The sequence below is a fragment of the Salinibaculum salinum genome, from assembly GCF_037645885.1.
In the GTDB taxonomy this organism is placed as follows: domain Archaea; phylum Halobacteriota; class Halobacteria; order Halobacteriales; family Haloarculaceae; genus Salinibaculum; species Salinibaculum salinum.
This window is the reverse complement of sequence record NZ_JBBENW010000034.1, coordinates 1-11,249: the sequence shown is the minus strand read 5'-3', so window position 1 is coordinate 11,249 and position 11,249 is coordinate 1. Positions and strand designations below refer to the sequence as shown.

General features: G+C 52.6%; 11 protein-coding genes and 4 pseudogenes. 8 read left to right on the top strand and 7 right to left on the bottom strand.

Annotation, left to right across the window (positions count from 1 at the left end; translation table 11 throughout):
• A pseudogene (locus tag WDJ60_RS18425) lies at positions 1-363 on the bottom strand (IS5/IS1182 family transposase); the annotation flags it as partial.
• A gap of 374 nt (positions 364-737) precedes the next feature.
• On the opposite strand from WDJ60_RS18425, the gene WDJ60_RS18420 reads away from it, so the two are divergent.
• Positions 738-2,507 (top strand): transposase, encoded by a 1,770-nt coding sequence (locus tag WDJ60_RS18420; RefSeq protein ID WP_340102212.1) that lies wholly within the window; start codon positions 738-740, stop codon positions 2,505-2,507.
• Positions 2,508-2,663: 156 nt separating this feature from the next.
• Here WDJ60_RS18420 and WDJ60_RS18415 read toward each other — a convergent pair whose 3' ends face one another.
• Positions 2,664-2,906, bottom strand: coding sequence for an amphi-Trp domain-containing protein (locus tag WDJ60_RS18415; RefSeq protein ID WP_340102210.1), 243 nt, complete (start codon positions 2,904-2,906; stop codon positions 2,664-2,666).
• A gap of 182 nt (positions 2,907-3,088) precedes the next feature.
• Here WDJ60_RS18415 and WDJ60_RS18965 point away from each other — a divergent pair.
• Positions 3,089-3,220: pseudogene (locus tag WDJ60_RS18965) on the top strand (DUF7501 family protein); the annotation flags it as partial.
• Between the two features lie 210 nt (positions 3,221-3,430).
• On the opposite strand, the pseudogene WDJ60_RS18410 reads toward WDJ60_RS18965, so the two are convergent.
• The 3 genes and pseudogenes from WDJ60_RS18410 to WDJ60_RS18405 all read right to left on the bottom strand — a co-directional run.
• Positions 3,431-4,311: pseudogene (locus tag WDJ60_RS18410) on the bottom strand (IS630 family transposase); the annotation flags it as partial.
• 76 nt (positions 4,312-4,387) lie between these two features.
• Complete coding sequence (locus tag WDJ60_RS18960; protein WP_465269255.1) at positions 4,388-4,582, bottom strand: DUF7501 family protein; 195 nt, start codon at positions 4,580-4,582, stop codon at positions 4,388-4,390.
• Positions 4,583-4,587: 5 nt separating this feature from the next.
• Positions 4,588-4,893, bottom strand: coding sequence for a DUF7130 family rubredoxin-like protein (locus tag WDJ60_RS18405; protein WP_340102209.1), 306 nt, complete (start codon positions 4,891-4,893; stop codon positions 4,588-4,590).
• 257 nt (positions 4,894-5,150) lie between these two features.
• On the opposite strand from WDJ60_RS18405, the gene WDJ60_RS18400 reads away from it, so the two are divergent.
• From WDJ60_RS18400 to WDJ60_RS18390, 3 genes are all read left to right on the top strand, one after another.
• A complete protein-coding gene (locus WDJ60_RS18400) occupies positions 5,151-5,537 on the top strand; it encodes a DUF7522 family protein (RefSeq protein ID WP_340102208.1) in 387 nt (128 codons plus the stop codon).
• A 251-nt stretch (positions 5,538-5,788) separates the two neighbouring features.
• Complete coding sequence (locus WDJ60_RS18395; protein WP_340102207.1) at positions 5,789-7,183, top strand: PAS domain-containing sensor histidine kinase; 1,395 nt, start codon at positions 5,789-5,791, stop codon at positions 7,181-7,183.
• 100 nt (positions 7,184-7,283) lie between these two features.
• Positions 7,284-8,708, top strand: coding sequence for an IS4 family transposase (locus WDJ60_RS18390; RefSeq protein ID WP_340102206.1), 1,425 nt, complete (start codon positions 7,284-7,286; stop codon positions 8,706-8,708).
• Positions 8,709-9,191: 483 nt separating this feature from the next.
• Here the strand turns inward: WDJ60_RS18390 and WDJ60_RS18385 are convergent, their stop codons facing one another.
• The gene (locus WDJ60_RS18385) at positions 9,192-9,536 is read right to left on the bottom strand and encodes a DUF5615 family PIN-like protein (RefSeq protein WP_340102204.1); all 345 of its coding nucleotides are present in this window, start codon (positions 9,534-9,536) and stop codon (positions 9,192-9,194) included.
• A 1-nt stretch (position 9,537) separates the two neighbouring features.
• Positions 9,538-9,831 (bottom strand): DUF433 domain-containing protein, encoded by a 294-nt coding sequence (locus tag WDJ60_RS18380; RefSeq protein ID WP_340102203.1) that lies wholly within the window; start codon positions 9,829-9,831, stop codon positions 9,538-9,540.
• A 293-nt stretch (positions 9,832-10,124) separates the two neighbouring features.
• Here WDJ60_RS18380 and WDJ60_RS18375 point away from each other — a divergent pair, with 293 nt between their 5' ends.
• The 3 genes and pseudogenes from WDJ60_RS18375 to WDJ60_RS18370 all read left to right on the top strand — a co-directional run bounded on the left by WDJ60_RS18375 (position 10,125) and on the right by WDJ60_RS18370 (position 10,904).
• Positions 10,125-10,490, top strand: a complete 366-nt coding sequence (locus tag WDJ60_RS18375; RefSeq protein ID WP_340102201.1) for a hypothetical protein — start codon at positions 10,125-10,127, stop codon at positions 10,488-10,490.
• 15 nt (positions 10,491-10,505) lie between these two features.
• Positions 10,506-10,598, top strand: a pseudogene (locus WDJ60_RS18870) (mechanosensitive ion channel domain-containing protein); the annotation flags it as partial.
• Entirely contained in the window at positions 10,599-10,904 is a 306-nt protein-coding gene (locus WDJ60_RS18370; RefSeq protein ID WP_340102200.1) for a hypothetical protein, read from the top strand.
• Positions 10,905-11,249 lie beyond the last annotated feature (345 nt).

Here is an 11,249-nt window from a genome sequence, read left to right as displayed (position 1 = left end):
CCCCACGAGTCTGTCGAAGATATCGTCGATATTGTGTTCGAGATCGGTGAGAAACCGGTCAACAGTGTCTCTGGATGGCGGTTTGTCGAGTCCGCAGTAGTACCAGACAAGGCTATGCTGGAGTTCTCGTGTGACTGGACGAGTGCCGTAGACGTTCTCGTAGTAGCAGTGCAGAAAGCCGCAAAAGAGGTCTGGTGGTTCGTGGACTCGTGTTCGCCCCCGCTTTGAGGGGGCGAACACGTCGTACTCAAGCAGAAACTCGAAGTCCAGATGCTCAAACAGCGGAACTGTCTCGGTGGCCGCGACATTCAAGAAGTCGTCTACCGAAGCTACATCGTGCAGGGTTGCGCTTGTGTTGGACACACTTCGCGCACCCTGCTGCTTCGTACGTGACGCTTTCTATGACAGGCTCCGTTCAACGAATCGAAGAGACCGTGACTTCGAGAGCGCATCCATCTCCCCTCCAGCTACTCACCTGTCGTGTTTGTCAGTAAGGGTTTCAACAAGGCCTAGTATTCCTACTTCTAGATTCCGTATAAGATTTTCTCGGGCCAGCTTCGAAGACCCAACGAAAACTTGACAAGTATCTGTTGGGACCACATCGCAAGATACAGAGGCTGACGGCACCGTAGAAAGGTACAGTGATGAGTTATTTGAGTTTTCTATGTAGCTTCTATTGAGATATTCAATATAATCCTCGTAAGTTATTTAGGTCAGAGTTTCGAAAAGTCAATAACTTGGGCGATAACGTGTTTAGAGAAAATACTGAACATGAGCAAGAGATGCTGTTTTCGCCTTTGAAAGATCTTTCAGGCCGGGTAAGGAAGAAACTACAGAACCACTGGTCTACTCACTTCTACGAACATGTTTTCACCCAAATTGATGAAACGAAGTTCGGACGGCTATACCACGACGGGTATAGCCGACCGAACAAGCCAGTCAACGAGCTTGTCTCATTGGAGATCATCAAGCACCTGCTCGGCATGTCCGACAAAGAGCTCGAACATGCCTACGTCTTCGACTTCCGCGTCAGGAACGCATTAGGGAAAGAGACGCTTGGAGACAACATCTGTGAGAAGACGCTCACCAACTTCCGCCGTCGGTTGATGAAATACGAGGAAGAGACCGGTCAGGATCTGCTACACGAGGTTTTTGAGGATCACCGCACCTACTTTCAGCGCGAATTTGAGATTGATGCGAGTACGCAACGAATGGATTCGACGTTCATTGAGGCCAACATCAAGCAACTGTCTCGTGTCGATCTCCTCGCTAAAGTGCTTCACAATTTCCTGTGCGATCTCCCGGAGGAGATCGTACAGGAACTTCCTGCTGGAATGGACGAGCTCGCCGACACCGAGAACTTAGAGCTGTCCTATCATCTTGAACCGGACGAAATTCCTGCCGAGATGGAAACGCTTGCCGAGCATATCGCGTGGCTTGTTGAGCGGTTCAGAGGTGAGGCTAAATACGCCGAGTTGGAAAGTTTCGCGCATCTACAGCGTGTCCTCGACGAACAATGCTATCGCATTCCTGAGTTCGAAGACGATAATCCGGAGCCAGATGATCAAGGCCATCCCGGTGACTCGTCACCGGGCTGGCAGCCACTCCAAACGTACACCTCTCCAAGTGAATCCACGGCGACTGCTGGAGATGGACCCGACTCCGAATCGGTAGACAGAGACGCCGAAGAGAAACACGATCACGTCGGACTGGAAGAGTCCGACGAGATCGGCAGTGAATCACTGCAAAACCCACACGACGACGAAGCGACGTATCGCTCCAAGAACGCGGAGGATTACTTCGGCTACAAGTCGAATATCGCTGAGACATGCAATGGTGAAAATCCATTCCGCTTGATTACAGCGGTTCGAGTCGATACGAACAACACGGATGATGGAGACCTCTTGGGTGAGGACGCGAGGAATCTCGCCGAGGAAACGGGATTACGTGAGCTGCTCGTAGATGGCGGGTACACGCACAAGGAAGTAGAGAAGTGCTGCCGTGATCAGGGGATCACGCAGCACTTCACAGGAATCACAGGTCAGCGTCCTGCAGCAGAGAAGATGTCTCTTGCCGCTCCAGAGTGGGATGGGACGAGAATGGTTGCGTGTCCTGCCGGACACGAACCATTCGAGCAGAACCATTACGAGACCGGCCGTATCTCGGGAAAGATGGAGAAGCAGTTCTGTGATGGCTGCCAGCACCAAGAGAACTGTTTCGTCAATGAGCAGCAGGAACACTACAGCTACGGGTTCAGGGAACGGCGGGTGGAAGTTGCTCAGCGACGACAGCGGTTAGATGATCCAGCGGAACAGGAGTTCCTGAACTTACGTGCCGGAGTGGAATCATTGATGAACGAGATGTATCACCAAGACGGAGAAAAAACACGGTTCACCGGGACGATCAAGGTGAAGAACGCCTCGATAGCGAAAGCTATGGGGAGAAACCTGAAGCGAGCCTCCGGATTCCTGGAATCGGAGGCGAAGCAAGAGAAATCGGCAGGATAGTCGGAGAGAAAGTGTCGTTTGTCGTTGTCAGCTGGTCCTTCTGTGGTGACGGCTCCGTTCTGATGAGATAGTCACTGGTGATCGGGTCGGGGTGTTCTTGTCAGAACACCCCTTTCTGCGGTGCCGTCAGAGGCTGAAGCCAGCACGATGGAGGGGCTACTTCGTCCACCTGATTTCGTACTCGAGTTCGTATCGTTGCTCTCCTGTTTCCGAATCCGTAAGTCGTTCAAGTTCCACCTCGAATTGGGGGTTCTCTGGAACCGTCACACTCTGTTTTTGCGTTCCGCTGACTAACTGGACATCACCAGACTCAATCTCGTCTGCAGCCTCACGCAATGCTTCTGCGACTGTGGTTCTCTCCGTCTGTTCTTCGGTTTTGAATAGTTCTTCTTCCGGCATTGAGATTCACCTACGTGATTCTAACAGTAGGAATACATAATCCGTATCGCTTGTTTCCACTACGTAGAAATATTGAACTTACTTATCGTGGTAAATTTGTGCGGTATATGTAGCAGTACCTTCGCTACCTGCTCAGGATCTGTCAGTAGCTCCGTGATCGATATAGAGGATTCTGTGCATTCTGTGGCGAGAATTTCCGGGACGGTGGCGCTGGATTTATCGAACACATCGAGACAGCCGAAATCTGTGAAGTAAGGTTCGAAGATTGGCTGGAGAACATCAGCGGGGACATGGGGAGTACCTGGACAGGTTGAATTGGGGCTCCTCATGAGTCTGGGCCGCCGATTTGACCAAGTACCGTTGCGTAATCTATTGGGTACTCGAACTCATCTTTAAGCTCATCGTGAAATTGCTGGGGATTCATGTATCCTGCCCCTGGTGCGTAGCCGCCCGGTTCACATCGCGGAAGAGGTGATCGTCTAATGCACGCCTCTACTCAGAGATAGCGTCGCCTATAGTAGTAGTTAGAAATAATTGCTCACTTTTCGGATAGGGAGTTGGTCGAGAGCTGTATCAATCGCTGTTGTAAGCTCGCCGAGTGAGTCAAAGAAGCGGTTGCTAAGAGACGCTTGAAGCTGTCTCCAGCATTCTTCGACAGGATTCAACTCTGGCGAATACGCCGGTAACGTCACGAAAGCGAGGTCGTCACGGCCGCTAGGTCCGTGACGGCTGACGCTTGGAAGTACGGCGCTCCATCCAGCACCACAATCAAATCATCTATAAATCCGTTGCATAACGCGAGAATGAAATGTTTCGCGTGATCGGCGGTAACGTACTCTTCGAATCAGGAGAAAAAGCGATCACCGTCCTCGGTGATCGCGCCCAAGAGACACGTCCAATCGCGTTGTCCGGAGAGTTCGACGGACGGCCGCGTGCCGCGCGGAAACCACGCGGCACGCGGCTCGACCTGCACAGATTTCTTGGTTTGGTCGATACAGACTACTGTGGCGTCCATCTCCCGCCGCTTTTTTTGAGTTCGTCGCGGAACTCCTTTTGCTCGTTTTCGTCGGCTTCAGCGTCTGAAAGTCGTGGTTTTTGATAACTCAACCCCGCTTCTTTCAGCAACCGCCGACAGCTCGGGATTGAGTATTCGACGTCGTACGTCTCCTGAAGATATTCCTGTGCGAGCGCCGGCGTCCACGCCGGCGCGTCGATTCCGACTTCTTCGGGCGGATCGTGAACCGTTTCTTCGAATTTTCTTGCTGTTATTCTAATATTTTACGCTTTCTTCCAGTTCGCATACCATCAGAAACGGCCTGCTCAAGCGACGCGTCAGTGTCGAGTCGCTTGAGCCAGCTATAATTGTGCGTCACTGAACATCGTACCACTCGGATAGCTCGGTTTGGTTCTGTTGAAATCCTTAGAGACTGATAAGTACCGGTTGCTGCATAGAGAGCATAAATACAGCAGGCAGACCGCAGTTACCCACCCCATTCTCCACCGATGTCGTCTCGAATCTGTCCTCGCCAAGCCTCGAATCGTTCTTCACATTTGGGGGCGTCCGCAATATGATCAACAAATCCGACCCCACCATCCGACAGGGCCGCACCACAAAAGGGACACAGGTCAGGGTTGTTCCACTCCGGCGAATCGCGTGGAGGGTGGTCCTCAGACATCCGTGTTAATCCTCTAGGTAGGCGTAGAGGGTTTCTTTGCTAGTTCCACAGCTTGGACAGTGGTCGGGAATCTGGTCGATATTACCCAATTCACCACACTCGCTACACCTCCACACGAGATATCCCTCGCCGAGATTAACGTTGGGAGCACGCCTGAGCGACAACGTATCAACGTCACTGTGGGTGTTGACCTCAACTCCAGTCTCCGTGATGGCAGAGATGACCCCGATGCCCCGACCGTTCCCGTCGTACACCTGCTGTCCCGGTTTAAGTATTCGATCCTGAGATACTGCTTCACTGTCTTCAGGCATACACACCATTGGAGTGGAATCTACGTAACTATTACTCCGTCTACAACTACACAATTTTCTCGATTCCAGTGGAGTGATTAGATCCTGGCGCACCGTCACGGGAATGTCTCTTACTGCGGAAAACAGTGTATAAAGGAGAGATCGCCGGAACGCCACGGCTGATTTTCATATGTCCCCGTTGAAATGCTTGTTATGACTGGGTGCGATTACTACGGCGTATAAAAACAGAGACATTCAATACGAATCTCAGCGACGAGATGGCTGAACAGATCTTTAGTACCACCCGCACTAGCCTCGGGGAAACACTCCGGAGCGTCGTGTATTTCACACCTTCCTCGTTCGACCTGCTGTACGTACGGCAGGACCTCTACCCGTCTGACGAGGCCGCCCAAGATCGGAAAGCACAATTGGTCCAACTCGAACAAGTGGGGTTCGCCGAACGGTCAGCCCGGACCGAGATTGCACACAGTGACGACGGTCGGGACATCGGTCCGTACAACTTCACCGTCCGATTCCACGACCTCAGATTCGTCGTCAGGGTGCTTGAGGGCGATGCTGGCGTGCTCTTCACTGCCGACTCAATGGACGTTAGTTCGTTCAGAGAGGCGGTCAGCGCGATCCGAGGAGTGATCAGCGGCGGGTGATACCTGTGACAAGCCTGGTTAGAGACGGGGAGCGGTTTTTTCGCACCCCCTTGCTTGTCCGACCTGCACTGACCGAGCCACCTATTCTGACGAAGACCTTGTGCGAGATACGCGCTGTCTGTATAGTAACGCCTCTGCGAACTACTTCATTTCTGCCAGTAGCAGCATGACTGATACTGAGATTGATTCCATCAGAGCCGGGCTTCTGGGTTCGGAGGTATTAGTTATGTACCGCTCCGTCATAATACTATATGAACGGAGACTTACATCGGAAGCTTGTCGAAGAATCTTCGGACATTGCGACGATCATCGATTCAGACGGGACGATTACGTATGTGAGTCCCTCGGTTACTCGGACGCTCGGATACGAGCCCGAGGAGTTGGTCGGAGAAGTCGGCTACGAGTATCAACATCCGGACGATCGTGAGGCTGTTGCAGACGCTATCGAGACCATCCAGACGAACTCTGATGAGACCCAGATAATCGAGACACGGTTTCGGCAAGTTGACGGCTCGTGGTGTTGGATCGAGGCAACGCTGCAAAATCGCTTCGACGATCCGGATATCAACGGGATTCTCGTGAATAGCCGTGACATCTCCCAACGTAAGCGACACGAGCAACAGTTTCAGGAGCTTGCGGAGGAGTACAAAACACTCCTTGAGACTGTCGAAGATAGTATTTTCTTCCTTACCGTCGAGTCAGGGAAGACAGGGTGCGTGTTTCGCTTCGAACGGCTGAACCGGGCCTACGAGGAACAGACCGGGATTACAACCAAGGAAGTCAAGGGAAAGACCCCGACCGACGTGTTCGGTGAGGGCCTTGGGACAGAACTCCAGGCGAACTACCGCCGGTGTGTCCAAGCCCGTGAACCAATTTCGTATGAGGAAGAACTCCCCGTCAAGACGGGCGCACGGTTTTGGCAGACGGTTCTTACACCAGTTATTACGAACGACGAGGTAACCCAGATCATCGGTATCACACGGAACATCACCGAGCGGGTCAAACAGGAACGACAGCTCAGGAGCCAGAAGGAACAACTTGACGAGTTCGCAAGCGTGGTATCCCACGATTTGCGGAATCCGCTCAATGTCGCACAGGCCCGGTCAGAACTGCTCGCCAACGACTGCGATAGCGATCATCTTCCCCCCATCGTCAAGTCGCTTGACCGGATGGAGGAAATCATCACTGATACACTCACACTCGCCAGAAATGGTCAGGTCGTTTCGGACCCGGAACCGATAGAGTTAGTCAATATAATCGGCACATGCTGGAAGAACGTCCGAACGGACGAGGCGACTATCGAAATCGAGGACGAAGTCACAATCACTGGTGACCGGAGCCGACTCCAGCACGTCTTCGAGAATCTTTTTCGGAACGCACTCGAACACGGTGGGACGGACGTGACCGTCCGCATCGGCCAAATCGATGATCACGGGATTTACGTCGAAGACACTGGTCCAGGGATTCCTGAAGACGGCCGTGAGGCAGTGTTTGATCCCGGGCATACCTCGGCAAGCGGCGGAACTGGGTTTGGACTAACGATCGTCAAACGGATCGCGGAGGCCCACGGCTGGCAGGTTGCGGTTGTCGATGGGACGGACGGCGGAGCCCGGTTTGAGTTCACTGATATTAATTTTGATCAGTGAGCGGGATGCGCGGTGTATGCAGCGTGTCCGGACGATGCTCTCTCTATGTCTGTCTCTTACCCACAAATACTATTCCTGCTGCTGACGGACTGAAGCCGGCATGAACAGCTCTCTGCAGCAAGAATCAATGGATTTTGATGATGATTGCTCATTCTGTGAAATGGACATATCAAACCAGGTGCAAACCGAGTTTCAGCACGCTGAGTTTGGAGACACACGCCTCACCGACCGACTGGTACAGATTGGGGATGAACTCGGCAGTTCACCTGCCGAGTCCATCCCGATTGCATGCGAGAACTCCGCCTCAACAAAAGCTACATACCGATTTTGCGATAATGAGAGTGTGAACTCCAACGACATCTTCGCTTCGCACAGGCAAGCACAACAGTCACGAATCCAAGAGACGGACGAGCTCCTCGTCGTCTCTGATACGACTGAGCTTACCTTCCCACACCATCCAGCAAAAGAGGGTCTCGGCGATATCGGCACGGCTGAGATGGACATCCACGGCGTCAAAGTCCACTCAACGATTGGCGTTGATCCACAGACCCACCACATGACGGGGGTCATCGATCAGCAGTCGCTGATCGAAGACCGACAGACGGGGAATACACACGATACAAACAGCAACGATGAGCCGATTCCGCTTGAAACGCGCCACACAAAGTGGATTCGCGGGGATAGACGTGCCAGAGCGTGGCTTCCCGAAGACGTACGACCAGTTTTCGTTCACGACCGCGCAGCAGACGACTTCTCGTTGTACGCTGAGATCATCAACGAGATGGACAACGCTGGTTTTGTCGTGCGTGCGCAGTACAATAGAAAAATACGCACACCGACTGGAGAGGATGACAAACTCTTCGATTGGAGTGGCGACCTTCCCGAGGAAGGTCGCACGACAATTGATATCCAACAGGCTGGTGGGAGAAACGCACGGACCGCGGAGCTGTCAATTGCAGCAGGGACGTGTGATCTTCTGCCGACAAAGTCTGCTCCTGATGGAGCAGACCCCATTCCAGTGAACGTCGTGCGAATTGACGAGGTTGGGCAAAGTGAGGATCCGATGCAGTGGGTGTTGCTCACCACTGCATCGGTTGAAGATCTGGACGAGGTGTTGACCGTCATCGAGCAGTACCGTCTTCGCTGGCGAATCGAAGATTGGCACAAGGCGCTGAAAACAGGCTGTAAAATCGAAGAACGGCAACTCCAGACATGGGATCGCATGGATGTGTTATTGGGTGTGTACTCGGTGATCGCGTGGAAAGTGCTGGAGTTACGAGATCTGGCTCGTGAGAACTCATCGGCTGATCCAGCAGTGTTATTGAGTGATGCCGAGCGCGCAGTTCTGGAAGCAAAATTTCCAGAACTGCGCGGGGAGTCTGGCAAAGCCTACGCGATAAGTGTGGCAAAGCTCGGGGGCTATCTTGACCGCAATTCAGATCCGCCACCAGGATGGCAGGCGATGTGGAAGGGACTTCAGAAGCTCCGTATGTGGCCGGAAGGCTACGAACTCGGCGCTGACTGAGCGGCAAGCCGCTCAATCAGCGAAATCCGGCAAAACGTCAATCCTCCCCTCGGCCTCATGGAGAGAGATCTACGAAAGAATCGTGATCCGCCAGGAACAATGATTGCTTCCTGACCAGTTTTTTTGTCTCATCCCTCGTTTGGATTGTTTTTTCTCTTGAGCGCTGAGTTATGGGTAAGAGACAGCATTGTATACGGCACGCTCATCCGAAGCTGACAGATGCCAGTACTCTCGGCAGACCTCATTCCTGGCTCGTCATCATCGGTAGTTTCCGAGATCCGGCGAGGAAGAGAGGCTACTACGGGTGAATCTCATTCAACGATAGATCCAGATTGAAGTTATACATGTTATTTGCAGATAACTCTAATCGCATACTCGAAATTGTACGCCCGGAACACTACCGGGCGAGAAACTACTAGTAGGCTCGATGGAAGTGTATTAACCGACTAGAGATGCTCACATGCGTAAAATCAACGTATCTGTTCAAACCCATGGGTCGAGTTCCTCACGTCCACCGAACGAATTTCGATTCTGATACGCGTCGGTCATTGTAATAAGACCTGCCGCAACCTGGTACGCCGGCATCGTATCGTCGTAGAGGAGAACAATGCCTGAGTGAACGTCAAATGGTAATCCGCCGAAGTCTTTCACGTCACTTGTCACGATGATCAGTTCGTGGTCTCGGGCATACGGAAGGACATCGGCTTCATCGTCAGCCCCCTGCCAGAGCGCATCGCGGACGTGTTCCGCATAGATCCCCTCTTTCTCTAAGTACGTCGCCGTCTTTGGGTCGATATTCTCATCGAAAAGAAAGCGCCAGTCGCTCATATCAGGCGGCATCTGGATCGACGCCTTCGGGACGGTCGATCGATTCGCGGAACTCTTCCATAGCGTCTTCGCGCTCCTGTTCTACATCACGCATCTCTCGCGGATGGTCGTGATAGTACGCCAGCGCGTGATACACGTCAGCCACGTCGAGATCGTACCGATCGGCAACAGCTTCGGGGTCTTCACCGCGTTCTTCGACGAGGGCGTACACCTGGCGGACGCTGATTCGGCGGCCACGCACATGTGGTTCGCTCATGAGATCGCGTGCGATCCGTCGAGTGTCTCCCTCGGACATATCTACACCTTGCTGCTACTCCCGCAAAAGCATACTGCTGACTGGGTGTGGGGAACTGAATAGTGTATAAACCGTGCTTCAGGAATTTGGTTTCAACTTAAATAGGATGGATCAGCCAGTAGAATACGTCTGCGGAGTGACCGCCGATATTTCTACCAGTTCTAAGAGGCTTTCCGGTAGCCGTGCGAACTACCCAGCGCGTATTCATAAGGAAGGTCTGCCGGCAATGAACTGAAGCCGATGTTGGCCGTAACGCCAGTATGCTACCCCGTGTGATCGGTGGGCTCCAACTGTTGGATAATCCATTCCCATTACTTGGCGGTACGGTCATTCAAGTTATCACCTTCGTCGCAGTGGTCAGTGTAATCTACATAGCCGGACGATTCGTCTTTGAGCCACTTCTGACCGCGCTCTTAGACACGGGCGGTGTCGAGATAACGTTACGCCGGACGATAGAACAGATCGTCCACGTCGGAGTGGTTCTCTTCGGTCTGTACGCTGCACTCACCCTTTCCGGTTTCAGTCAGAGTATCAATATCACCGGTCCGTTCCTCGCGGCCGTTACGCTCGCGGTCGGATTTGCGGCGCGCGACGTCGTCAATAGTGGTGTATTCATCATCGCTGATCCCCGGTTTAAAATAGGCGATTGGATCGAATAGAACGACAACACTGGTGTGATCGATGACATCACGTTTTGTACCACTCGCGTACGTACGTTCGATAACGAGATCGTTAGCGTCCCGAACTCGGAACTCGCCACTTCAGCTGTGACCAATTCCGTCGAGGAGAAGCGGCTTCGAATCACATCCGAGTTCTGGATCAGTTACGAAGATGACGTCAACGTGGCGACGACGATTCTCCGTGAAGAAGCAGAGGCGCTCGATGAAATACTCGACCAATCGGAGCCGACCGCTCGGATTATGGAAGTCAACGATTCGCGTGTGCAACTTCAGTCTCGGATCTGGATTCGAGATCCCAGTAGACAGGACTTCGTTCGGATCCGGTCTGTGTATCTTTCACACGTGAGGGAACGATTCCTCGAAGAAGTCATCAGGATGCCACCAGCGTGGTAAGAAATATCCGGTACCCGTGGTACGCTAAAGGCTACGAAGACCCGACCATGGCTCAACGGACAAAACCACTTGTATTGAATTCATACTCCGTATCTCGCACGTCATTATTGACCGGTATCTGGTAGCTCAACCTCTAAGCGATGTGTGCATCCCCTATATTGACTGATTAGATCTAGCTGAACTTGAAGGAAAATTCGTGCGAGATATGCGCCCTGTATTCCTGTCTCTTACCCACAAATGCTATTACCGACTCTGACAGACTGAGGCCGAGATGAACAGCTCTCTACGGACGGAACAACCGGATTTGGATGGCGAAGCCCCATTCTGTGAGATGGATATATCAGG

Excerpts from the sequence above, each read along its gene's own strand:
- WDJ60_RS18390 (WP_340102206.1), top strand. The coding sequence starts at position 7,284 with ATGAACAGCTCTCTGCAGCAAGAATCAATGGATTTTGATGATGATTGC.
- WDJ60_RS18400 (WP_340102208.1), top strand. The coding sequence starts at position 5,151 with ATGGCTGAACAGATCTTTAGTACCACCCGCACTAGCCTCGGGGAAACA.
- WDJ60_RS18960 (WP_465269255.1), bottom strand. The coding sequence starts at position 4,582 with ATGTCTGAGGACCACCCTCCACGCGATTCGCCGGAGTGGAACAACCCT.
- WDJ60_RS18385 (WP_340102204.1), bottom strand. The coding sequence starts at position 9,536 with ATGAGCGACTGGCGCTTTCTTTTCGATGAGAATATCGACCCAAAGACG.
- WDJ60_RS18395 (WP_340102207.1), top strand. The coding sequence starts at position 5,789 with ATGAACGGAGACTTACATCGGAAGCTTGTCGAAGAATCTTCGGACATT.
- WDJ60_RS18405 (WP_340102209.1), bottom strand. The coding sequence starts at position 4,893 with ATGCCTGAAGACAGTGAAGCAGTATCTCAGGATCGAATACTTAAACCG.
- WDJ60_RS18380 (WP_340102203.1), bottom strand. The coding sequence starts at position 9,831 with ATGTCCGAGGGAGACACTCGACGGATCGCACGCGATCTCATGAGCGAA.
- WDJ60_RS18415 (WP_340102210.1), bottom strand. The coding sequence starts at position 2,906 with ATGCCGGAAGAAGAACTATTCAAAACCGAAGAACAGACGGAGAGAACC.